The following is a 23,120-nucleotide window of genomic DNA, read 5'->3' as shown; positions in this document are numbered from 1 at the left end:
GTCTCGCCCTTCGGTCCGGAGCCCCCGGTTCCACCGGAATCCGGCCCCGCGCCCGCCCCGGATCACGGTGCGGACGGTCCCCCGGACCCGGGCGCCGACAGCGGTCCACCGGCCGCGGTGCGCCGGACCTCGACCGCCAGCAGCACGCACACCACCGTGCCGAGCGCCCCCGCCCCCGTGACCACCGTACTGACCGCGAACACCTCGGCGGCGGCGCCCGCGAGCACCATGCCCACGCCCTGGACGGTCATCAGTCCGGCCGTGTGCACCGTCATCGCCCGGCCCCGCAGCCCTTCCGGCACCGCGTCCACGAACCACCGGTCGGCGCCCAGGGTGTAGGCGAAGCCCGCCCCGCCCAGGAACAGCAGGAGCACCGCCCAGCCCGGCTCGGGGACCAGGACGTACCCGGTCAGCGGCAGCAACAGCAGGGCGCCGAGCGGGAGGGCGATCCGCTCCCGGGTGCGCGGCCGGAGCGCGGCGCCCACCAGGAGCTCCGCGAGGACCGTGCCCACCGGCATCGCGCACATCAGCAGTCCCACCACGGCGGTCCCCGCCCCGATCTGGTCCGCGTACGCGGCGGCCAGCGCCTCCGGGACGACCACGAACATCGGCGGCACCCACAGGAACAGCAGCAGGGCGCGCAGCCTGCGGTGGGCGAGGACCGCACGGACCCCGCTGAGCGAGTACCGGGCCAGCGACCCCCCGTCCGGGGCCTGGCGGGCCGGCCGCCGTCGGGTGCCGCACCGCAGCAGCACCGCCGACCACAGGAACGTCCCCAGGGTGATCACCAGGGCGCCCCGTGGGGACACCACGGTCAGCAGCAGCCCGCCCAGACCGAAGCCGACCAGGACCGCGCTCTGCGAGACGATCCGCAGCAGCGAACGCCCGAGCACGAAGCGGTCGCCCGGGCCGAGGACGTCGGCGAGGGTCGCCATCCGGGTGCCGTTGAAGACCGGCGCGACCAGCGCGATGGCGCAGCGCAGCGCCAGCAGCCCGGCGACCGGGGTCAGCGGCAGCGCCATCAACGCCGCGCACGCCGCGCACACCAGGTCGCAGACGATGAGCACCCGCCGCGCCGGGTACCGGTCGGCGATCCCGGCCAGCAGGGTGCCGCCGACGAGGTACGGCAGCATGCCGAGCGCGAAGGCCAGCGCGCTGAGGAACGGCGAGCCGGTCAGCCGGTACACGAGCACGGTCAGCGCGATCTCGCTGACGACGACGCCGAGCAGCGAGAACAGGTGCGCGGTGAAGATCCAGCGGAACTCCACCACCCGGAAGACGTCCCGGTAGCCGTCACGGGCTCCGTCACCGTCGGGCACGGTCCCGGCGGCGAGGGGTCCCACCGTCCCCGCGGCCCCTCCCTCATGTCCCTGCGGTTTCTCCGTCATGGGAAGCCACCCTCGGCCCCCCTGGGGGCCGGGCATACTGATTCGCCCCCAGCCGAATCCGTCGCCGTCCGGGAGGCCCCGTGCCGATGCGTCTGCACTTCACCCCGGACGACCTGTTGGCGTCCCGGTTCGCCATCTCCCCGCTCTGGGAGACGCAGGAGGCGGTCCGCACCCTGCGGCGCCCGGACCGGCACGGCTACCATCCGCGCTGGCTGCGGCGGATCGAGGCGACGGGCCAGCCGCTCGACCTCGCGCCGATCTGGCTGCTGATGCCGCACCGCGGGCACAGCCCCGACTGGTTGGGCCCGCCGCCGATCGGCCCGGCGGCCTCGTTCGCCGAGGAGATCGCCGCCGTGCGCGCCGCCGACCCGGAGGCCGCCCGCGCGGAGATGGTGACGGCGCTGGGCCACACCCCGGGCGCGGCGGACACCGCCCTCGGCCGGCAACTCCTTGCCGACCCCGCCCGCGCGGTACGGGACGTGGCGGACCTGCTGGAACGGGCCTGGCAGGTCCTGGTGGAACCGGACTGGCCCCGACTGCGCGCCCTGCTCGAAGCGGATGTCACCTACCACTCCCGGCGACTCGCGGACATCGGACTGGGCGCGCTGCTCGGCGAGTTGGACCGACGCATGGTGTGGGCGGACACCACCCTCACCGTGGCCTTCCACGGCGAACACGAACGGCACCTGGACGGCCGGGGGTTGGTGCTGATGCCGAGCGTGTTCTCCTGGCCGGACGTGATCGGCGGCCACGACCCGCCCTGGCAACCGACCCTGGTCTACCCGGTGCGGGGCATCGGCGGACTGTGGAGTCGCGACCCGGCGGCCCCGGAGCGGGGGCGCGCGGCGCTGGCCCGGCTGCTGGGGGCGAACCGGGCCGCGGTGCTGGCCGCGCTGGACGAGTCGGCGAGCACCACCGCACTGGCCCAGCGGCTGGGCCTCGCCCCGTCCTCGGTGTCCGCCCATCTGATCGCGCTGCGGGACGCCGGCCTGCTCACCGCCCGCCGGTACGGCCACCGGGTGCTGTACGAGCGGACCCCGTTGGGCATGGCCCTGCTGTCCGGCGGCGAGTGACCCGGGGGCGGGCGGGGACACGGGGGCACCCGGGCGCGGGCAACACGCCACCCGAGCCACCCCGTGGTGGCGGCCCACCTGTGATGGGGTGGGACGTTCCGCCGGAAGACACCTCGGCGGCACACCGAAGGGGAGGCACATGACAGCACGGGGACACCAGGAAGTACGGGGACACCAGGACATACGCAGCGGCTCGACGGAGCCGGGCACCCGACGTCGGGCGGTGCTCGGTGCGGGCGCCGCACTGGCCGCGCTGAGCGTGGTCGGCGCCCCGGGAACCGCCCGGGCGGCGTCGCGGGGGCGCGCGTCCGGGATCGGACGGGAACTGCGCGCACTGGAACGGCAGCACGACGCCGAGCTCGGGGTCTTCGCCCGCAACATGGCGACCGGACGGACCGTCCGCCACCGGGCCGGCACCCTGTTCCCGATCTGCTCGGTCTTCAAGACCCTCGCCGCGGCCGCTGTCCTGCGCGACTTGGACCACGACGGCGAGGTCCTGGGCAAACGGCTCTTCTACACGGCCGAAGAGGTCGGGAAGATCCCGCACTCGCCGGTCACCGACGACCAGGTCCACATCGACCACGGCATCACCGTCGCCGAACTGTGCGACGCGACCATCCGGTACAGCGACAACTTCGCGGCCAATCTGCTGCTGCGCGAGTTGGGCGGCCCGACCGCGATCACCCGGTTCTGTCGTTCGCTCGGCGACCGGGTGACCCGGCTGGACCGGTGGGAGCCCGAACTGAACTCGGCGGAACCCGACCGGGTCACCGACACCACCACCCCGGCGGCCATCGGGGCGACCTACGCCCGGCTGGTCCTCGGCAACGCGCTGGCCGGTCCGGACCGCGCGCGCCTGACCGACTGGATGCTGCGGAACACCACCAGCGGGACCCGCTTCCGCAAGGGGCTGCCCGCCGACTGGACGCTGGCCGACAAGACGGGCGGCGGGAGGTACGGCACCAACAACGACGCGGGCGTGGCCTGGACCCCGGACGGCACGCCGGTGCTGCTCGTGGTGCTGAGCACCCGCTTCACCGAGGCGGCCCCGGCCGTGGACCCGCTGATCGCGTCGACGGCCGAACTGTTGGCGAAGACCCTGGGCTGACGAGCCCGGGACGACCGTCCGCGGTGCGCTCCTGCGGGGCCGCACCGCGGACGGCGTCCGTCACGTCCGTGGCCGGGCGACCCAGCGGTCCAACGCGTCGACGGTGTTCTCCGGCGCGGTGTTGAAGCACAGCCGGATGCCGGGCGCCACCTCGGTGAGGACGTTCACCAGCCGCTCGAACAACAGGGTGTGCTCGGGGAGCGCCCGCACGCCGGCACCGATCATCGCCAGGCCGACGGCGTGCTCACCGAGTGCCTTGCGCACGCTCGCCTCGGCGTCGTCCGCCGACGTGCCGATCAGACAGCTCACGACGTCGAACCCGGCCTCCCGCAGCGCCGCTTGCCCGACGGCGATCCGGGCGGTGAGCTGTGCCTCGTCGAACCCGTCGGGCAGCTGGCTGTAGTCGATCGCGCTCGGGTGCAACCCGATGGTCAGCACCTTCGTGTCGCTCGGTAACGGACTCCCGGTCGTCGGCACACCCATCGGTGAACCCCCTGTCTCGTCTCGTGGTCGATCCCTCCGGTGTACCACGGACCCCGAACCCACCTCCCGCCGAACGGGGGTGCACTCCCGCGGGGACGCCACCCTGCCCCGTGAAATTGCCTTGCCCCGCTCCGACTTGGAGTCTTGAGTGGCCCTCATCAGCCGGCGAGGGAGCGGGGCGGAATCCGTGGAGCAGCGACAGCAGTTGGAGCAGCGGTTCCTGGGTGGGACGGGGCTGCGCGTCAGCGAACTGTGCCTGGGCACCATGACGTTCGGCAGCAGCGCGGACGAGGGGTCGTCGCACCGCATGCTGGACGCGTTCACCGAGGTGGGCGGCACCTTCATCGACACGGCCGACATCTACGGGCAGGGCGCCTCCGAGGAGGTCCTGGGCCGTTGGCTCAAGGCCCGCGGCAACCGCGACGAGCTCGTCATCGCCACCAAGGTGTTCGGGTCGATGGGCGAGGGCGGCGGAAACGACGCGGGCCTGAGCCGCAAACACCTCCTGACCGCGGTCGAGGGCAGCCTGCGTCGCCTCGGCACGGACTACATCGACCTCTACCAGACGCACATGTGGGACGTGGAGACGCCGATCGAGGAGACCCTCTCGACGCTGGACACCCTCGTACGGGACGGCAAGGTGCGCTATCTGGGCGCGAGCAGTGTGACGCCGTCGCAGTTGCAGAAGGCGCTCGACGTGGCACGGTTCCACCGCTGGGAGCCGTTCGTCTGCCTCCAGCCGCTCTACAACCTGCTGGCGCGGGAGCTGGAGTGGGAGTTGCTGCCGCAGAGCGAGGCGGAGGGCGTCGGAGTCATCCCCTGGAGCCCCCTCCAGGGCGGCTGGCTCTCGGGCAAGTACCGGCGCGGCATGACCGCGGCGCCCGCGGGCTCGCGCGAGGCTGCCGTCCAGGAGCAGCAGGGCCGGGAGAGCTGGCGGGACCGGGACACCGAGGAGACGTGGCGGGTCGTGGACGCGGTGCTCGCCGTCGCCGACGAGACGGAGCGCACCCCGGCCCAGGTGGCGCTGCGCTGGCTGCTGCAACGCCCCGGGGTCACGGCACCGATCGTGGGGGCACGCACCCTGGAGCAGCTGACGGACAATCTCGGGGCGAGCGGCTGGGAACTGACTCCGGCGCAGGAGGCGCGCCTGACGGCGGCGAGCGAGCGTCCGCTGCCGCACCCCTACGACGTGCTCGCCCGCCCTCGGGAACGCTCTCGCCCCGCCCGCCGGGCCTCCTGAGTCAGGTGCGCTCCACCTCGGCCATGAGGAGTCGCAGCGTCAGCGAGTGCTTCTCCCGGGGGAGTTCGTCGAGGGCCGTCCGCGCGTACGCCACGCCGCCCGCCCGGTCCCCGGAGCGCGCGAGCATCAGCCCCCGGTGCAGTTCGAGGTGCGTGGCGAACCGGGGCAGGACGGCCGGCAGCTCCCGTCGCGCGGCGTCCTGCGCCCGGACCGCCGCGTCCTCGTCCCCGAGGCGAGCCGCGAGCAACGAGACGAAGACGTTCATGCGCCACCAGGGCACCGCGTAGTCGGAGGTCTGTTCGGCGGAGGCCACCGCGTCGAACACCCGGCGCCCCTGGTGCAGGAGCTGTCGCGCGGCCGCACGATCGCCCCGGACGGCCGCGGCGTGCGCCTTCCCCATGGTCGCGTTCAGCAATCCGAGCGAGGGCTCGTCGCTGATCGCCATCGCCTGATCGGCCAGCACGTCCGCGATGCCGAGGGACGCCCCTTCGTACCCCAGGGCGATCGCCGCCCGGCCCCGTACCCACACCCGGGTGTGGTCGTCACCCGACTCGTCGGCTGCCTCCGCGGCCATGCGGTACCAGTTCACGGCCCTGGAGCCGTCGGAGCCGGGGAACGTCTTGGCGTACAGCGTCATGAGCCGCGCGGCGACGGACCACAGCTGCGGCGTGTCCAGTTGCTGCTGCACCACGACCAGCTCGCCCGTCACGCGACGCCGGATGTCGGCGGCCTCCTGACTCATGTACGCGGTCCCGTACGCGGCCAGCTTCGCTTCCCAGTCGTCCGCCGACGGCACGTCGGTCAGAAACGTACGGCGCTTCACTTCACCCTCACGCACGGCTAGGGGACGTCCAGGTCTGGTCTACCCACGCACCAGCTCGGCACAACGGCCGCGCGCATGGGCGTACCCTCGGCCCATGCCTGCCGATGTGGGTGAACGGCTGCGGAGCGCCCGCAAGCGTCGAGGACTGACGCAACAGGGGCTCGCGCGCGAGTCCGGTGTGTCGGTGTCGCTGATCAGGAAGCTCGAACAGGGGGAGCGGCGAGATGCCCGCCTGGAGACGGTACGCAAGCTAGCCGCGGCGCTCGGGGTGCCCACCACGCGCCTGGTGGCCGAAGCCGTGGAAGACGGGTCAGGCACCGTCGTCTCGGACCAGTGGGCTCCCGTCAGGAACGCCCTGACGGCCTCGGCGACCGGGGCCGCCGACGTGGACGAGCCCCCGACCCTGGACGGTCTGCGTGACGCACTGCGCGCCGTCGTCCCCCTGTTCTCCGGCGACCGGTTCGCGGAGTTGCGCACCGTGCTGCCCGCGCTGCTCCGGGACGCGGACGCAGCGGCTCGGCTCGCACCCGAAGGTCGGGCCCTGCGGGTGCGCTTGTTGCAGCTCACCGGGTGGCTGCTGACCCAGACCCGCCAGTTCGAGGCCGCCGAACGGTGCTTGGGCATGGCCCTCACCGGCTCGGCGGACCGGCTCCAGGGGGCGTCCACGGTCAACACGATGTGCTGGCTACTGCTGCGACAGGGCAGATTGGACCGGGCCCGGGAGTTGGCCACCCAATGGGCCGACGAAACGGAACCCCGGCTCTCCCGCGCGACGCCCGACGAACTCAGCGCATGGGGGTGGCTGCTGCTACGCCTGTCGGCCGCGGCCGTACGGGACAACCGCCCGGACGAGGCGGAGGAGGCCCTGCGCTTCGCCCACTCCGCAGCCGTGGCCCTGGGGCGGGAGTTCGTCCCGGGCGACGACTTCCTCCGCGCCTTCGGCCCGGTGACGGTCACCCTGAAGCGGACCGAGAACGCCATGGTCCTGGATCGTCCGGACGTGGTCCTCAAGCTGGCGTCGAAGGTCCCGACGGGAGGGTTCCGTCCCACGTCGAACAACCGCAACCGTCATCTGCTCGACGTGGCCAACGCATACGCCAGGACGCGGCAGTACGGCCTGGCTGTCGACACCTTGGCCGGGGTCCGCGCCGCAGCCCCGCAGTGGCTGCCGAACCAGCGGTACGCCCGGGACGTCCTCGCCCACGTCGTGGCCAGGCGACGGACCCTCACGGAGGAGATGCGTTCCCTCGCCGACACGATGGAGCTGCCGGTGTGACCCTGCGTGGCACCTCCTGTCGGCCCCGCGCAGAACTGCCATGGTCACCGGTCCCGACGGTCCCTAGCGTGGTGCGACATGACGACCGACCCCACGCGCCAGGACCCCGAACCCGGAGCTCCCCCCGACCCCCAGCAGCCGCCCCCCGGCGAACGCCCCCTGTTGACCCTCCGGGTGTCCCGTGACGGCGGCCGGACCTGGGGCGACCCGCAGGGCGTGTACGCGTCGGCGAAACCGGCGCCGACACTGACCTCGGTCTGGCCGACGTGCGCGTGCCCCCGGTGCGCGGCACGGTCGTAGCGCAAGGGTGGGTGTGTACGCGTGACGGCCGCCCCCGGTCCGGGGACGGCCGTCGCGAAGAACGTGCGGTGCGGGGGGTCTCAGCCGTCGGCGAGGTGCCGTTCGACGGTCTCGACCTTGGAGGTGAGGCCGTCACTGACCCCGGGGCGGAGGTCCGCCTTGAGCACCAGCGAGACCCGCGGGGCGCGCGCCTCGACCGCGGCGACGGCCCGCTTGACGACGTCCATGACCTCGTCCCACTCGCCTTCGACGGAGGTGAACATCGCGTCCGTACGGTTCGGGAGCCCGGACTCGCGGACGACCCGGACGGCGTCGGCGACGTACTCCCCCACGTCCTCGCCGACGCCGAGCGGGGTGACCGAGAAGGCGACGATCATGCCTGGACGACCCCCTCGCGGCGGGCGCGCGCCGCGATGACCTCGGTCTCGGCCTCCTTCTTGAGGCGCCGCTCCGCGACGAACCCGCCGAAGGGCAGGACCGACAGCACGAAGTACAGGGCGGCGGTGCCCAGCGACCACTTGGTGCGGTTCCAGGCGTCCAGCCAGAAGACCACGTACAGGACGAACAGCAGACCGTGGATCATGCCCATGGCGGGCACCGCGTTGAAGTCCGTCGTCCGCTTGAGGACCGAGCAGACGAGCAGCAGCAGGAACGAGAGGGCCTCGGGCGCCGAGACCAGGCGCAGGCGGCGGAGTGCGGATGCGGTCTTGATGTCCACGGGGGAGGGTCACCTTCGGGCTTCGGGAGGAGTACGGATCGGCTCCGCACGCTTTGTGAACGTGTGCACAAGCGTCCCCATTGTGGCATCGGGGTCGGCGCGGCCCCAGCCCGGGGTGCCCGCCGGGAACGACGGATGCGTCACAGTCGCGCACCGGATGCCGGCACCGGTGTCACGAGCCGGTGCCGCTCGCCCGGGGGCCCTGTGCCCCGGCACCGGGGTCCGGTTACCGTCGCAGGGTGGCAACGTTCCGGCTCCAAGGGAGCAAAGTGCTCGCCGTCGACATGTCCGGCGACACGGTCAGGGCGAAGAACGGCTCGATGGTCGCGTACGACGGCCAGGTGAGCTTCAAGAAGATGAGCGGCGGCGGTGAGGGGCTGCGCGGGATGGTCACCCGCCGCCTCACCGGCGAGCAGCTCACCGTGATGGAGGTGAAGGGCCAGGGCACCTGCTGGTTCGCCGACCGGGCGAGCGAGATCAACCTGGTGCGGCTGCACGGCGACAAGCTGTACGTGGAGGCGAGCAACCTGCTCGCCACCGACGCCGGGCTGCGCACCGGGACCACCTTCACCGGGCTGCGCGGCGCGACCCAGGGCGGCGGTCTGTTCACCACGACCGTGGAGGGCACCGGGCAGGCCGCACTGACCTCGGACGGTCCGGCCGTCGTGCTGCGGGTGACCCCGCAGTACCCGCTGTCGGTGGACCCGGGCGCGTACGTGGCCCACCAGGGCGACCTGCGGCAGACCTTCCAGGCGGGGGTGACCTTCCGCACGCTCATCGGGGAGGGCGGCGGCGAGGCGTTCCAGATCCGCTTCGAGGGCGACGGACTGGTGTACGTGCAGCCCAGCGAGCGCAACACGGTCGGAGGGGACGTCTGATGCCGTTCCGTGAGATCAACTCGAAGATGATCGAGGCGACCGTGGTGTCCGGGCAGCGGCTGTTCAGCCAGCGCGGGGCGATGCTCGCCTACCGGGGCGACGTGACGTTCACGCCCAACGTCCAGGGCGGTCAGGGCGGGCTGACCTCGATGATCGGGCGCCGCGTCGCGGGGGAGGCGACCCCGCTGATGACCGTCGAGGGCAACGGGACGGTCCTGTTCGGGCACGGCGGCCACCACGTCCAGGTGATCCCCCTGACCGGGGACACCCTGTACGTGGAGGCGGACCGGTTGCTGGCCTTCGACGGGACGCTCCAGCAGGGCACGATGTTCCTCGGCGCGCAGGGCGGGGTCATGGGCATGGTGCGCGGCCAGGTGACGGGTCAGGGCCTGTTCACCACCACGCTCCAGGGCCACGGTTCGGTGGCCGTGATGGCGCACGGCGGAGTGATCGAGCTGCCGGTCACCCCGCAGCGCCCGGTGCACGTCGACCCGCAGGCGTACGTGGCGCACCGCGGCGAGCTCCGCAACAAGCTGTCGACGGCCCTGGGCTGGCGGGACATGGTGGGCCGGGGTTCGGGCGAGGCGTTCCAGCTCGAACTGAGCGGCCAGGGCGTGGTGTACGTCCAGGCGTCGGAGGAGAAACTGTGAGCACACCGAGCAAGTACGGGGCGCCGGGACCGGTGGTGCACGACCCCACGACCCTGCCGTCGGACGACAACGTCGACAGTTACACCTTCTGCGTGGAGCTCGCGCACAGCGAGTGGTTCCTCCAGAAGGGGAAGATGATCGCCTACTACGGGTCGATCGAGTTCAACGGGATCGGCCACGGCCGTCTCGACCGGCTGGTGCGCACCTCGTTCCACTCTCCCCTGCACGCCAGTGACTGGGTGGTGGCCTCGGGCACGGGCAAGCTGCTGCTCGCCGACCGGGCGTTCGACGTCAACTCTTTTGACCTGGATGACGGCAACCTGACGATACGCTCGGGCAATCTGCTCGCTTTTCAGCCAAGTCTCGCGCTCAAGCAATCGATCGTTCCAGGGTTCCTGACGCTGATCGGCACCGGGAAGTTCGTCGCCGCGTCGAACGGGCCGGTGGTCTTCATGGAACCCCCGCTGCGCGTCGATCCGCAGGCGCTGGTGGGGTGGGCGGACTGCCCCTCGCCGTGCCACCACTACGACCACGCCTACATGACCGGGGTGATCGGCGGTCTACGTGCGCTGACGGGTCTCGGCGGGACGTCCGGGGAGGAGCACCAGTTCGAGTTCGTGGGTGCGGGTACGGTACTCCTCCAGTCCAGCGAGCGATTGATGGCGGAGCAGGACACGGGGGTGGTGCCGCACCAGGCGGGCGTGCCCGGAAACCACGGCGCACCCGGGCAGGGCGTACCGCGCCTTCCCGGACAGCTCGGGGACCTGCAACGTCGCTTCGGGCTGTGAGCGGTAGTCTGCGGAGTGTGACATCGAACGCGTGCGCAGCGTCACACCCCCAAAGTTCGTTAACAATTCAACCTCTTAGGGTAGAATAGGATTCATGGAGACCGAGACGGCTACCCCCTGGCTGACCGACGCCGAGCAGAGCGCCTGGCGCACCCACCTGGAGGTCAACCGCCTGCTACAGCACCAACTGGAGAAGGACCTCCAGCCGTTCGGCCTGACGATCAACGACTACGAGATCCTCGTCAACCTCTCGGAGACCGACGAGCACCGGATGCGCATGAGCGACCTCGCCGCGTCCACGCTCCAGTCCAAGAGCAGACTGTCCCACCAGATCACGCGGATGGAGAACGCGGAACTGGTGCGCCGCGAGCACTGCGAGTCCGATCGCCGGGGGCTGTTCGCCGTGCTCACCGAGCACGGCTTGGAGACCATGCGCAAGGTGGCACCGCACCACGTCGCCTCCGTACGACGGCACTTCATCGACCTGATCGGTCCGGAAGACCTCGAAACGCTCCACAAGTCGCTCACCCCGATCGCGGAGCACCTGCGCGTCCAGCGCGGCAGGCTCTGACCCCACCGACCGGGCGAGGGCCAAGCCCGGTCCCCGCCCCCGGGCCACCGCCCGGGGGTGCCGGCGGCTCCCCGCGCTGACCGAGGGCACCCACCCCCCGCCCCACGGCACCGCGGGCCCACGACACCGGGCGCCCCGATCCGGGGTGCCCGCCCCCGTCGCACCGCCGCGTCCGTCACCACCCCCGTGACCGCCGACCCCCCGTGACCGCCGGACCCGGCGGCGACCGTCAGACCCCGGCGAGTGGGAGCACCAGCTCGAACAGGGCACCGCCCGCCGGCGAGGTCCGCACCGTGAGGGTGCCCCCGTGCCGCAGGGCCACGTCCCGGGCGATCGCCAGCCCGAGCCCCGCCCCGCCGTCGTCCCGGCTGCGGGCGTCGTCCAACCGCACGAACCGTTCGAAGATCCGCTCCCGCTCCGCCTCGGGCACCCCGTCCCCGTCGTCGCCGACGGCGAGCACCGCGGACCCGTCGCGCACCCCCACCGTCACCCGTACGCCCGTGGCCGCGTGCCGCTGGGCGTTGTCCACCAGATTGCCCAGCACTCGGGTCAACTGCCCGCGGGAACCCGCTACTTCGACGTCCTCGACCAGCTCCTGTTCGACGGGCACCCGGTCGGCCACCCGCTGGGACAGTTCCTCCCGGGTCAGCGCCGCGAGGTCCAGCCGCGCGTCCCCCGGCCGCTCCCCCGCGTCCAGTCGGGCGAGCAACAACAGGTCCGCGGCCAGCTGTTGGAGACGCACCGTGTCCGCCACCGCACCCTCCAGATCCAGCAACTCGGGGTGCGCGGCGCCCACTTCCAGCTGGGTGCGCAGCGAGGCGATCGGGCTGCGCAGCTCGTGGGAGGCATCGGCGACGAACCGGCGCTGTCGCTCCACGGACGACTCCAGGGCGGCCAGCGTGACATTGGTGGTGCGCGCGAGCCGGGCGATCTCGTCATGGGTGCCCGGCACCGGAACGCGGCGCCGCAGGTCCTCGGAGGCGGTGATCGCCGCCATCTCCTGCCGGATGTCCGCGACGGGTCGCAGCGCCCGCCGGGTCACCAGCCAGGTCACCCCGCCCACCACGCCGAGCAGCAGCGGGAACCCGATGAACATCGCGGTCGTCGCCGTGTCGACGGCGCTGCGCTCCGCGGAGAGCGGGGCGCCCGCGTACACCCGCAGCTCGCCCTTGTCGGGGGCCTCCAGGTCGATCCGGGCGAACAGGTACGCGGCGGACTCCCCGTCCACGGTGGCCGAACCGTCGCTGTGCACCGGTTCGTCGGAGATCTCCCCCCGCTCCCGGTCCTCGGGGTCGGCGGCCTCGTCGTCGGCCCGGTCGTCCCGGTCGTTCGACTCCTCGGGGTCCTCGCCGTCGCGGTCCTGGGCGCCATCGGACGCCGGCGCACCGGAGTACGGGCGCACCTCGTCCGAGGCCGTGCCGCTGATGCGCTCCAGCCCCTCGCTGACGGCGACCACCCGGTCCTGTGCGTCGAGGACCTGCACGGGACGGCCGTCCTCGCCGTCGGGCAGGTCCAGTTCGCGGTAGCCCACGCCGGACACCAGTTGGGAGGCGACCCGGTTGGCGGTGGATTCGGCCTGGCTGCCCGCCTGGTCGGTGAGGCTGGCGCGCAGGGCCAGCAGCAGCCCGGTGCCGGCGGCGACCAGCGCGACGGCCACCACGAGCGTCGCCCCCAGGGTGGCCCGGGCGCGGACCGAGCCGAACAGCCGTCTCATCGCCCGGTCTCCAGGCGGTAGCCGGCGCCGCGCACGGTCCGGATGAGGGAGGCCCCCAGCTTGCGGCGGAGCGCGCTCACGTACACCTCGACGATGTTGGGGTCGCCGTCGTACGCGAAGTCCCAGACGTGTTCCAGGATCTCGCTCTTGGAGACCACCTCCCCGGAGCGCAGGAGGAGTTGCTCCAGTACGGCGAACTCCTTCGCGGTGAGGGGCACTTCGTCCGGGCCGCGCCGCACCTGATGGGCGGCGGTGTCCACCACGAGGTCGCCGAGGACGTGCACGGGCGAGCCGCCGACGCGTCCGCGGCGCCGCAACAGTGCCTTGACCCGGGCGACCAGCACCACATAGGAGAACGGTTTCGTCAGGTAGTCGTCGGCCCCGGTGTCGAGCCCCTCGGCCTCGTCGTACTCGCCGTCCTTCGCCGTGAGCATCAGGATCGGTACGTCGTGGCCCGCGGCGCGCAGGGCGGCGCAGATCCGGTATCCGTTCATGCCGGGCAGCATGATGTCGAGGACGACCAGGTCGTAGGCGCCCTCACTGGCCCGGTGCAGCCCTTCGAGCCCGTCGTGGACGACGTCCACGGCGAACCCCTCGGCGGTCAGTCCCCGGGCCAGCGACAGTGCGAGCCGCTTCTCGTCCTCCACGATCAAAAGGCGCATGTGCACAGCCTCCCAAACGGAACCTGAAGATCCCTTCAGCCGGTTTCAGCGTCGCTTCAGCATGTCTTCCGCAGATTGGTTACCGCAGACACCGAAACAAGCACCGAACTGCGGACTCGGGAGGGTTCATGAAGCGCAAGGTCCTGATCGCCGCCATCACCGGCGCACTGCTGGTGGGCACGGGCACGGCCACGGCCGTCGCGGTGGTGGGTGGCGACGGCGGTGACGACGACCGGACGGTGCAGAAGTCCAGCGTCCAGCTGGCGGACGACGCCGGCGACGACGACGGCAACGACCGTGATGACAAGGACGACCGCGAGGACGACCGTGCGGACGACCGGGACGGACGGGACGACGACCGCGAGGACACCGGCCGGCTGCCCGCCGGCGTGAAGGTCACCGCGGCCGACGCGATCGCCGCCGCTCTGGGCGAGCGCTCCGGCACCGCCGTCTCCGTCGACCTGGACGAGGACGACGGCAAGGTCGCCTGGGACATCGAGGTGATCGACGGCAAGCGGGACGTGTACACCGTCGTCGTCGACCCCGGCACCGGCAAGGTCCTCGGTGTGTCCCTCGACAAGGACGACGCCGACGACAAGGACGACCGGAACGACACCGCGAACGAGCTGGCCGTGGCGAAGGGCGCCGCGGTGAGCGCCCAGCAGGCGGCGGAGGTGGCCGCCGCGAAGGGCACCGTGGTCTCGCTGGACCTCGACGAGGACGGCAAGAAGGGCGCCTGGGACGTCGAGGTGCTGAGCAACGGCACCGAGCGCGACTGGACGGTCTCGCTCGACACGGCCAAGACCGTGCCCGCCAAGGACACGGCCGACTCCGACGATTCTGCCGACTCCGACGACTGAGGCCGAGGCCGCTGACCCCACCGGGCCCGGACCCACCGGGCCCCGGACGTCAGCCCTCGGTCAGCGCCCGGGTCAACACGTCGGCCGCCGTGTAGGGGTCGGTACGACCCGCGGCGACGTCCTCGGCGAGCCCCCGGAGTCGCTGGTCCCCGTGCAGGTCGGCCAGTCGTTCCCGCAGGGCGGTGACGGCGATCGTCTCGACCTCACGGGCCGCACGCGCCCGCCTGCGATGGAGGAGAACCCCCCGTTCCTCCATCCAGGCGCGGTGTTTCTCCAGGGCTTCGACGACCTCGTCGATGCCCTCCGCCCGGGCCGCGACGGTCCGGACGATCGGCGGACGCCAGTCCCCCGGGCCGCGGGCCTCGCCGAGGCCCAGCATGTGGTTTAGCTCCCGGGCGGTGGCGTCGGCGCCGTCCCGGTCGGCCTTGTTCACCACGTACAGGTCGCCGATCTCCAGGATTCCCGCCTTCGCGGCCTGGATGCCGTCCCCCATCCCGGGGGCGAGCAGCACCGCACAGGTGTCGGCCTGGGCGGCGATCTCCACCTCGGACTGGCCCACCCCGACCGTCTCCACCAGGATCACGTCACAGCCGGCGGCGTCCAGTACCCGGATGGCCTGCGGCGCCGCCCAGGCCAGCCCGCCGAGGTGGCCGCGGGTGGCCATCGACCGGATGTAGACCCCCGGGTCGGAGGCGTGGTCGGACATCCGCACCCGGTCCCCGAGCAGCGCGCCCCCGGAGAACGGGGACGAGGGGTCGACGGCGAGCACCCCGACCCGCTTGCCCTGGCGCCGGTAGGCGGTGACGAGCGCCGAGGTGGTGGTCGACTTGCCGACGCCCGGCGGCCCGGTCAGGCCCACCACGTAGGCGTTGCCGGTGAGGGGCGCCAGGGCGGCCATCACCTCGCGCAGTTGCGGCGACGCCCCCTCCACCAGGGTGATCAGCCGGGCGACGGCCCTCGGCCGCCCGCTGCGGGCGGCGGCCACCAGCGAGGTGACGTCACTGTTCACGCGCACGGTTCCCTTCCTGGGACCGCGGACGACGCTGCCCGCGGTCGCTTCGGCTGTGCTGCCCGTGACGGTACGGTCAGCCCTTCGGCACCCGGACGATCAACGCGTCCCCCTGGCCGCCGCCCCCGCACAGCGCCGCCGCGCCGATGCCGCCGCCACGCCGCTTCAGCTCCAGCGCGAGGTGCAGGACGAGCCGGGCGCCGGACATCCCGATCGGATGGCCGAGGGCGATGGCGCCCCCGTTGACGTTCACCTTTTCCGCGGACACCCCGAGGTCCTGCATTGACTGGTGGGCGACCGCGGCGAACGCCTCGTTGATCTCGATGAGGTCGAGGTCGTCGACGCCGATGCCCTCCTTGCCGAGGGCGTGCAGCACGGCGCGGGACGGCTGGGAGTGCAGGGAGTTGTCGGGGCCCGCGACATTGCCGTGGGCGCCGATCTCGGCGATCCAGTCCAGGCCCAACTCCTGGGCCTTGGCCTTGCTCATGACGACGACGGCGGCGGCCCCGTCGGAGATCTGGGAGGCGGACCCGGCGGTGATGGTGCCGTCCGCGGCGAAGGCGGGGCGCAGCTTGCCCAGCGACTCGGCGGTGGTCTCGGCCCGGATGCCCTCGTCCTGGTCGACCAGCACCGGTTCGCCGCGCCGCTGGACCACCTCGACCGGCGTGATCTCGGCCGCGAAGAGACCGTTCTTCCGGGCCGCGGCGGCCCGCTGGTGCGACTGCGCGGCCAGCGCGTCCTGCTCGGCGCGGCCGATGCCGAGGCGGGTGTTGTGCTTCTCGGTGGACTCCCCCATGGCGATGGACTCGAACGGGTCGGTCAACCCGTCGTGCGCCATGGCGTCGAGCATTTCGATCGCCCCGTACTTGTGGCCCTCGCGCGACTTCGGCAGGAGGTGGGGGGCGTTGGTCATGGACTCCTGGCCGCCCGCGACGACCACCTCGAACTCGCCGGCGCGGATCAGTTGGTCGGCCAGCGCGATCGCGTCGAGTCCGGAGAGGCAGACCTTGTTGACGGTGAGCGCGGGCACGTCCATCGGAATGCCCGCCTTGACGGCGGCCTGCCGGGCGGGGATCTGGCCGGCGCCGGCCTGGAGCACCTGCCCCATGATCACGTACTGCACCTGGTCGCCGTCGATCCCGGCCCGCTCCAGCGCGGCCTTGATGGCGAATCCGCCGAGGTCAGCGCCCGAGAAGGACTTCAGGGAGCCCAGCAGACGGCCCATGGGCGTGCGTGCTCCCGCGACGATCACTGAGGTGGTACCGGTCGTTCCCGACATGACGGGTGATCCCCTTTCAGCGTGCTGCTGAGAAGTGAACGAGGGTTTACTTCAAATGTACTGAGCGGTACGCCCCGGGGTCATCGCCCGTCGAGTGTGACGGCGCACACCTTGCGTGACCCCGGCGCGGACCGATGGACTAGGGGGATGCTGACGCGTATCGATCACATCGGGATCGCCTGCTTCGACCTCGACAAGACGGTCGAGTTCTACCGTGCCACGTACGGCTTCGAGGTGTACCACTCCGAGATCAACGAGGAGCAGGGCGTCCGTGAGGCGATGCTGAGGATCAACGGTACGGACGACGGCGGCGCCACCTACCTGCAACTGCTCGAACCGGTCCGGGAGGACTCCCCGGTCGGCAAGTGGCTGGCCAAGAACGGGGAGGGCGTCCACCACGTCGCGTTCGGCACCGCCGACGTGGACGCCGACGCGGCGGACATCCGCGAGAAGGGCGTACGGGTCCTGTACGAGGAGCCCCGGCGCGGCTCGATGGGCTCCCGGATCACCTTCCTGCACCCCAAGGACTGCCACGGCATCCTCACCGAACTGGTGACCTCCGCGGCCCCCGCCCCGTCCGACCCGCCCGGGGGACACCCCGCTCCCTGAACCGGTTCCGGACCCCATGGACCCCGGGCGGCGGGCCGGGGACGTACCGCACGGTCCGTACGCCCGCGCCGCCCGGCCGGCCCCGCGACGGCACGCCCGGGCCGGGCGCTCCCCGCGTTCCGGCCCCGGGCTCCACCCGCTTCCCCCTCCCCTCCCCGCGGTCACCGGGGCCTTCGCACCGTGCGGACCGCGGCGGCAACCACCGCACCCCGGCAGGAAAACGTCGTCGGCCAGGCCAAGAGGGAGACGGGGGCCGGTAGGGTTGGCAACGGCCGCCACATCGTTGGGGCGGTCCATGGCCGGGGTCCGGGTGTCGGGGCGTGCGTCGGGGCGGCTGCCCAGGCTCCGCCGGTGATCTGACACCATTTCCCCGGGGGCCCCGTTCGGGCGGATGAACGGTGCTCGTTGGAGAGCGTTACGACCAGGGGACGGATGGGACCGCGCAGTGCGGGGCTACGAACGCCAGGAGCGAGAGCGGGCTGACGTCGACCACCTCTCTCGGTTCGAGGCCGAGATGGAGCGGCTGAAGACCGAGCGGGAGAAGGCCGTTCAGCACGCCGAGGACCGCGGCTACCAGGTCGAAGTGCTACGGGCCAAGTTGCACGAAGCACGGCGCACCCTCGCGACGCGCCCCGCCTACGACGGCGGGGACCTCGGCTACCAAGCCGAGCAGATGATGCGCAACGCCCAGGTCCAGGCCGAGCAGTTGCGCGCCGACACCGAGCGCGAGCTGCGTGACGTCCGCGCCCAGACCCAGCGGCTGCGGCAGGAGCACGCGGAACAGCAGGCCAGACTCCAGTCCGAGCTGCACGCCGAGGCCGTCTCGCGCCGCCAGCAACTCGACCAGGAACTCTCCGAGCGCCGCGCCACCGTCGAGTCCCACGTCAACGAGAACGTCGCCTGGGCGGAGCAACTGCGCGCCCGGACCGAGCAGCAGGCCCGCCGACTGCTCGACGAGTCCCGCGCCGAGGCCGAACAGGGGCTGGCCGCCGCCCGCAGCGAGGCCCAGCGCGTCGCCGACGAGGCCCGGCAGCGGGTCGTCGCCGAGGCGGAGTCCGCCCGCACCGACGCCGAAGCCCTGATGCGACGGGCCCGCGCCGACGCCGAGCGCATGCTGAACACGGCCTCCGCACAGGCGCAGGAGGCCACCGACCGCGCCGAACAACTGCGCAGCACCACCGCCGCCGAGTCCGACCAGGCACGCCGTCAGTCCGCCGAACAGGCACGCGCCGCCGAGGAGCGGATGGCCGAGGCGGAGACCGCGCTGCGCACCGCGCGCGCCGAGTCCGAGAAGGTCCTCACCGAGGCCAAGGACGCCGCGGCGAAACGGCTCGCGAGCGCCGAGTCCGCCAACGAGCAGCGCACCCGGACCGCCAAGGAGCAGGTCGCCCGACTGGTGGGCGAGGCCACCAAGGAGGCCGAGAACACCAAGGCCGAGGCCGAGCAGCTGGTCGAGGACGCCCGGGCCGAGGCGGAGAAGATCGTCGCCGAGGCCGCCGAGAAGGCCCGTACGGTCACCGCCGAGGAGACCGCCTCCCAGCTCGGCAAGGCCGCCCGCACCGCCGAGGAAGTGCTGACCAAGGCCACCGAGGACGCCCGGGCCACCACCAAGGCCGCCACCGAGGAGGCCGAACGCCTGCGCGGCGAGGCCGAGGCGGAGGCGGAGCGGCTGCGCGGCGAGGCGAACGACATCGCCGAGCAGCTCAAGGGCGCGGCCCAGGACGACACCAAGGAGTACCGCGCCAAGACGGTCGAGCTCCAGGAGGAGGCCCGCAGGCTACGCGGCGAGGCCGAGCAGCTGCGGGCCGACGCCGTCGCGGAGGGCGAGCGCATCCGGGGCGAGGCCCGGCGCGAGGCCGTGCAGCAGATCGAGGAAGCGGCCAAGACCGCCGAGGAGCTCCTCGCGAAGTCGCGGGCCGACGCGGACGAGCTGCGCAAGGCCGCGCAGACCGAGGCCGAGCGGGTCCGCACCGAGGCGATCGAACGCGCCACGACCCTGCGCAAACAGGCCGAGGAGACCCTGGAGCGCACCCGCGGCGAGGCCGAGCGGCAGCGCGCGGAGGCCGAGGAGCAGGCCGAGCAGACCACCTCGGCCGCCGAGCGGGTGGCGCGGGAACTGCGCGAGGAGACCGAGCGGGCGGTATCCGCCAAGCGTGCGGAGGCCGACGAGGAGCTGGCCCGACTGCGCAGCGAGGCCGAGGACCGGCTGACCTCCGCCGAGCAGGCGCTGAAGGACGCGCGGGACGAGGCGTCCCGGGTCCGCCGGGAGACCACCGAGGAGTCGGAGCGGCTGCGCACCGAGGCCGCGGAACGCGCCCGCACCCTCCAGGCCCAGGCCGAGGAGGAGGCGGACCGGCTGCGCACCGAGGCCGCGGCGGACGCCGCCACGGCCCGCGCCGAGGGCGAGAGCGTCGCCGTGCGGGTGCGCGCGGAGGCCACCGCGGAGGCGGAACGGCTGTCGGTCGACGCCCGGGAGAAGGCCGACCGGGTACGTGCGGAGGCCGCCGCGGCGGCCGACCGGACGGCCACCGAGGCCGCCGAGGCGCTGACCGCCGCGCAGGAGGAGGCGGCCCGGCGGCGCCGGGAGGCCGAGGAACTGCTCGGGGCGGCCCGCACCGAGGCCGACCAGGAGCGGGAGCGGGCCCGCACCCGGAGCGAGGAACTGCTCGCCTCGGCGCGCGGACGGGTCGAGGAGGCGCAGACCGAGGCGACCCGGCTGGGCGAGGAGGCGGACCGCCGCGCCACGGAGCTGGTCAGCAGCGCCGAACAGACGGCCCAGTCCGTACGGGACGCGGTGGCCGGGCTCCAGGAACAGGCGCAGGAGGAGGTCACCGGACTGCGCAGCGCCGCCGAACACGCGGCGGAGCGCACCCGGACGGAGGCCCAGGAGGAAGCCGACCGGGTCCGCGCCGATGCGTACGCGGAGCGGGAACGGGCCGGCGAGGACGCGTCGCGGGTGCGCCGGGAGGCCCAGGAGGAGACCGAGGCGGCGAAGGCGCTCGCGGAGCGCACGGTCAGCGAGGCGATCGCCGAGGCGGAGCGGGTGCGCTCGGACGCCTCCGAGCACGCGCAGCGGGCCAGGACCGAGGCCGCCGACACCATCGGCGCGGCCGAGCAGAACGCCTCACGGACCCGGGCCGAGGCCCGGGAGGACGCGAACCGCATCCGCTCCGAGGCCGCGGGCCAGGCCGACCAGCTCGTCGGGGAGGCGAACCGGGAGGCGGAGCGCCTGCGCACGGAGACGACGGCGACGGCCGAACGCACCCGCAGCGAGTCGATGGCGCGGGCCGAGCAGTTGGTCTCGGAGGCCACCGGCGAGGCGGAGCGGCTGCGGGCCCAGGCGTCGGAGACGGTCGCGTCGGCGCAGCAGCACGCGGAGCGCGTGCGCACGGAGTCCGAGCGGATCCGCACCCAGGCCCGTACCGAGGTCGAGCAGGTGCTCGGCGAGGCGCGCAACGCGGCCGAGCGGACCATGGACCAGGCCCGCAAGGACGCCAACAAGCGGCGTTCGGAAGCGGCCGAGCAGGTCGACGCGCTCATCACGGAGGCCGTGTCGGAGGCGGACAAGCTCACCAACGACTCGCAGGAGAAGGCCCGCACGACCACGGCGGACGCCGAGGAACAGGCCGACACGATGGTCGGGGCGGCCCGTGCGGAGGCCGAACGACTCGTCGCGGAGGCCACCGTCGAGGGCAACTCGCTGGTGGAGCGGGCCCGCACGGACGCGGACGAACTGCTGGTCGGCGCGCGCCGGGACGCCACCGCCATAAGGGAGCGGGCGGAGGAGCTGCGCGAACGCATCACCGGCGAGATCGAGGAGCTGCACGAGCGGGCGCGCCGGGAGTCGTCGGAGGCCATGCGGTCCGCGGGCGAACGGTGCGACGCACTGGTGAAGGCCGCCGAGGAGCAGTTGGCCGAGGCGCAGGCCAAGGCCAAGGACCTGATGGCGGACGCGAACTCGGAGGCGGGTCGGGTCAGGATCGCCGCGGTGAAGAAGGCCGAGGGCCTGCTGAAGGAGGCCGAGGCGAAGAAGGCCGAGTTGACCCGGGAGGCCGAGCGCCTCCGCTCCGAAGCCGAGCAGCAGGCCAAACAGACGGTCGACGAAGGACAGCGGGAACTCGACGTGTTGGTGCGCCGCAGGCAGGACATCAACGCGGAGATCTCCCGGGTCCAGGACGTGCTGGAGGCGCTGGAGTCCTTCGAGGCGCCGCCGAGCGGAAACAAACCGGCCGGCGCCGCGGGAGTCAAGGCCGGCGCCGCGGTCGGCGCCGCCCGGCCGGGCGGCAAGCCGTCGGGAAGCTAGCCGGGCGCGCGGGCAGCCGGTGTCGCCCAAGGGGCGCGCTGCAGTTGCCCGCGCCCCTTGGGCGGTTCCGGGGCAGGGCGGCGCCCTCGCACTGGAGCGCCCCATAGGGGCGCGGGGAACTGCGCGAGCAACCACGACGGACCGCAACCCGACGGACGAGCCGGAAACGGCCACCACACTGACGGCCAGTCCACTGCGGGAGCAACGCACGACTGCGCGATTCGGCCGAAATCGATGGCGTCTCGTGGCCTCCGGGCCCTTGCCCCACCGATGTCCGTGCTTGTTGGCTGGGGTTGACGGTGTCTCGGCTCCCTGCCGGTGGGCTCCGCCACCCAAAAGGGGTGTCATTCTCCGTATCAAAACTGTATCCGCTCGATGACACGCCGTTCCGCCCCCTAGGATTCCCCCTATCACCTCACCGGTCTCATTCGACAGGAACCCCATGAGCGACACTTCCCCCTACGGCTTCGAGCTTGTGCGGCGTGGGTACGACCGCGCTCAGGTGGACGAACGCATTTCCAAGCTCGTCTCCGATCGCGACAGTGCCCTGACCCGGATCACCGCGCTGGAGAAGCGGATCGAGGAACTCCACCTCGAAACGCAGAACGCCCAGGCACAGGTCAGCGACGCCGAGCCGTCGTACGCCGGCCTCGGCGCGCGCGTCGAGAAGATCCTCCGCCTCGCCGAGGAGGAGGCGAAGGACCTGCGCGAAGAGGCCCGGCGCGCCGCCGAGCAGCACCGGGAGCTGGCCGAGTCGGCGGCCCAGCAGGTGCGCAACGACGCCGAGACGTTCGCGGCGGACCGCAAGGCGAAGGCCGAGGACGAGGGCCTGCGGATCGTCGAGAAGGCGAAGGGCGAGGCGTCCTCGCTGCGGGCCGAGGCCCAGAAGGACGCCCAGTCGAAGCGCGAGGAGGCGGACGCCCTCTTCGAGGAGACCCGTGCGAAGGCCGCTCAGGCCGCCGCCGACTTCGAGACCAACCTGGCCAAGCGCCGCGAGCAGTCGGAGCGGGACCTGGCGTCGCGTCAGGCGAAGGCCGAGAAGCGTCTGGCCGAGATCGAGCACCGCGCCGAGCAGCTGCGTCTGGAGGCCGAGAAGCTGCGCACCGACGCGGAGCGCCGCGCCCGCCAGACCGTGGAGACGGCGCAGCGCCAGGCCGAGGACATCGTGGCCGACGCCAACGCCAAGGCGGACCGCATCCGCAGCGAATCCGAGCGTGAGCTGGCGGCCCTCACCAACCGCCGCGACTCCATCAACGCGCAGCTCACCAATGTGCGCGAGATGCTGGCGACGCTCACCGGCGCGGCGGTGGCCGCGGCCAGCTCCCCGGTCGAGGACGAGCCCGTGTCGCGGGGCGTCCCGGCGCAGCAGACCCGGTAGTCGCTGCTCC

Annotated in this window: 20 protein-coding genes and 1 pseudogene; 12 read left to right on the top strand and 9 right to left on the bottom strand. The window is 72.7% G+C overall.

The window, feature by feature from the left end; all coding sequences use genetic code 11:
- Positions 1-62: 62 nt before the first annotated feature.
- Positions 63-1,388, bottom strand: a complete 1,326-nt coding sequence (locus tag ACFWIA_RS22925) for an MFS transporter (protein ID WP_387007953.1) — start codon at positions 1,386-1,388, stop codon at positions 63-65.
- An 80-nt stretch (positions 1,389-1,468) separates the two neighbouring features.
- On the opposite strand from ACFWIA_RS22925, the gene ACFWIA_RS22920 reads away from it, so the two are divergent.
- On the top strand, positions 1,469-2,461 hold the full coding sequence (locus ACFWIA_RS22920) for a DUF5937 family protein (protein ID WP_387007952.1): 993 nt from the start codon (positions 1,469-1,471) through the stop codon (positions 2,459-2,461).
- 139 nt (positions 2,462-2,600) lie between these two features.
- Positions 2,601-3,569 carry a class A beta-lactamase gene (gene bla / locus ACFWIA_RS22915; protein ID WP_387007951.1) on the top strand — a complete coding sequence of 323 codons (969 nt, stop codon included), beginning with the start codon at positions 2,601-2,603 and terminating at the stop codon, positions 3,567-3,569.
- Positions 3,570-3,629: 60 nt separating this feature from the next.
- On the opposite strand, the gene ACFWIA_RS22910 is transcribed toward bla, so the two are convergent.
- Positions 3,630-4,052 (bottom strand): hypothetical protein, encoded by a 423-nt coding sequence (locus tag ACFWIA_RS22910; RefSeq protein ID WP_387007949.1) that lies wholly within the window; start codon positions 4,050-4,052, stop codon positions 3,630-3,632.
- Between the two features lie 205 nt (positions 4,053-4,257).
- Here ACFWIA_RS22910 and ACFWIA_RS22905 point away from each other — a divergent pair, with 205 nt between their 5' ends.
- On the top strand, positions 4,258-5,292 hold the full coding sequence (locus tag ACFWIA_RS22905; protein ID WP_387008009.1) for an aldo/keto reductase: 1,035 nt from the start codon (positions 4,258-4,260) through the stop codon (positions 5,290-5,292).
- Between the two features lies 1 nt (position 5,293).
- On the opposite strand, the pseudogene ACFWIA_RS22900 reads toward ACFWIA_RS22905, so the two are convergent.
- Positions 5,294-6,139: pseudogene (locus ACFWIA_RS22900) on the bottom strand (XRE family transcriptional regulator); the annotation flags it as partial.
- A 70-nt stretch (positions 6,140-6,209) separates the two neighbouring features.
- Here ACFWIA_RS22900 and ACFWIA_RS22895 point away from each other — a divergent pair.
- Complete coding sequence (locus ACFWIA_RS22895; protein ID WP_387007947.1) at positions 6,210-7,391, top strand: helix-turn-helix domain-containing protein; 1,182 nt, start codon at positions 6,210-6,212, stop codon at positions 7,389-7,391.
- A 380-nt stretch (positions 7,392-7,771) separates the two neighbouring features.
- Here ACFWIA_RS22895 and ACFWIA_RS22890 read toward each other — a convergent pair whose 3' ends face one another.
- Together ACFWIA_RS22890 and ACFWIA_RS22885 are read right to left on the bottom strand one after the other, a co-directional pair.
- On the bottom strand, positions 7,772-8,068 hold the full coding sequence (locus ACFWIA_RS22890) for an MTH1187 family thiamine-binding protein (RefSeq protein WP_387007945.1): 297 nt from the start codon (positions 8,066-8,068) through the stop codon (positions 7,772-7,774).
- A complete protein-coding gene (locus ACFWIA_RS22885) occupies positions 8,065-8,409 on the bottom strand; it encodes a DUF3817 domain-containing protein (RefSeq protein ID WP_387007943.1) in 345 nt (114 codons plus the stop codon). Before ACFWIA_RS22885 ends, ACFWIA_RS22890 begins: the two co-directional genes overlap by 4 nt.
- Before the next feature lie 239 nt (positions 8,410-8,648).
- Between ACFWIA_RS22885 and ACFWIA_RS22880 the strand changes: the two genes are divergently transcribed.
- From ACFWIA_RS22880 to ACFWIA_RS22865, 4 genes are all read left to right on the top strand, one after another.
- Positions 8,649-9,287 (top strand): AIM24 family protein, encoded by a 639-nt coding sequence (locus tag ACFWIA_RS22880; protein WP_387007941.1) that lies wholly within the window; start codon positions 8,649-8,651, stop codon positions 9,285-9,287.
- Positions 9,287-9,937 carry an AIM24 family protein gene (locus ACFWIA_RS22875; RefSeq protein WP_387007939.1) on the top strand — a complete coding sequence of 217 codons (651 nt, stop codon included), beginning with the start codon at positions 9,287-9,289 and terminating at the stop codon, positions 9,935-9,937. Before ACFWIA_RS22880 ends, ACFWIA_RS22875 begins: the two co-directional genes overlap by 1 nt.
- Positions 9,934-10,725, top strand: coding sequence for an AIM24 family protein (locus ACFWIA_RS22870; RefSeq protein WP_387007937.1), 792 nt, complete (start codon positions 9,934-9,936; stop codon positions 10,723-10,725). Before ACFWIA_RS22875 ends, ACFWIA_RS22870 begins: the two co-directional genes overlap by 4 nt.
- 94 nt (positions 10,726-10,819) lie before the next feature.
- Complete coding sequence (locus ACFWIA_RS22865) at positions 10,820-11,296, top strand: MarR family winged helix-turn-helix transcriptional regulator (protein ID WP_385492260.1); 477 nt, start codon at positions 10,820-10,822, stop codon at positions 11,294-11,296.
- Between the two features lie 229 nt (positions 11,297-11,525).
- On the opposite strand, the gene ACFWIA_RS22860 is transcribed toward ACFWIA_RS22865, so the two are convergent.
- Complete coding sequence (locus ACFWIA_RS22860; RefSeq protein ID WP_387007935.1) at positions 11,526-13,010, bottom strand: ATP-binding protein; 1,485 nt, start codon at positions 13,008-13,010, stop codon at positions 11,526-11,528.
- Entirely contained in the window at positions 13,007-13,672 is a 666-nt protein-coding gene (locus ACFWIA_RS22855; RefSeq protein ID WP_385492254.1) for a response regulator transcription factor, read from the bottom strand. Before ACFWIA_RS22855 ends, ACFWIA_RS22860 begins: the two co-directional genes overlap by 4 nt.
- Before the next feature lie 128 nt (positions 13,673-13,800).
- Here ACFWIA_RS22855 and ACFWIA_RS22850 point away from each other — a divergent pair, with 128 nt between their 5' ends.
- On the top strand, positions 13,801-14,532 hold the full coding sequence (locus tag ACFWIA_RS22850; protein WP_387007932.1) for a PepSY domain-containing protein: 732 nt from the start codon (positions 13,801-13,803) through the stop codon (positions 14,530-14,532).
- A gap of 49 nt (positions 14,533-14,581) precedes the next feature.
- Here the strand turns inward: ACFWIA_RS22850 and meaB are convergent, their stop codons facing one another.
- Positions 14,582-15,541, bottom strand: a complete 960-nt coding sequence (gene meaB, locus ACFWIA_RS22845; RefSeq protein ID WP_387007930.1) for a methylmalonyl Co-A mutase-associated GTPase MeaB — start codon at positions 15,539-15,541, stop codon at positions 14,582-14,584.
- A gap of 76 nt (positions 15,542-15,617) precedes the next feature.
- Positions 15,618-16,820, bottom strand: a complete 1,203-nt coding sequence (locus tag ACFWIA_RS22840; RefSeq protein ID WP_387007928.1) for an acetyl-CoA C-acetyltransferase — start codon at positions 16,818-16,820, stop codon at positions 15,618-15,620.
- Between the two features lie 147 nt (positions 16,821-16,967).
- On the opposite strand from ACFWIA_RS22840, the gene mce reads away from it, so the two are divergent.
- The 3 genes from mce to ACFWIA_RS22825 all read left to right on the top strand — a co-directional run bounded on the left by mce (position 16,968) and on the right by ACFWIA_RS22825 (position 23,110).
- Positions 16,968-17,429 (top strand): methylmalonyl-CoA epimerase, encoded by a 462-nt coding sequence (gene mce, locus ACFWIA_RS22835; protein WP_387007926.1) that lies wholly within the window; start codon positions 16,968-16,970, stop codon positions 17,427-17,429.
- Positions 17,430-17,874: 445 nt separating this feature from the next.
- Positions 17,875-21,732 (top strand): polarized growth protein Scy, encoded by a 3,858-nt coding sequence (scy, locus tag ACFWIA_RS22830; RefSeq protein ID WP_387007924.1) that lies wholly within the window; start codon positions 17,875-17,877, stop codon positions 21,730-21,732.
- A gap of 442 nt (positions 21,733-22,174) precedes the next feature.
- A complete protein-coding gene (locus ACFWIA_RS22825; protein ID WP_387007922.1) occupies positions 22,175-23,110 on the top strand; it encodes a cellulose-binding protein in 936 nt (311 codons plus the stop codon).
- The last annotated feature ends 10 nt before the right edge of the window (positions 23,111-23,120 follow it).

The sequence above is a fragment of the Streptomyces sp. NPDC127068 genome (assembly GCF_042724695.1).
Lineage (GTDB): Bacteria > Actinomycetota > Actinomycetes > Streptomycetales > Streptomycetaceae > Streptomyces.
This window is presented reverse-complemented; position numbering and strand designations above follow the sequence as displayed.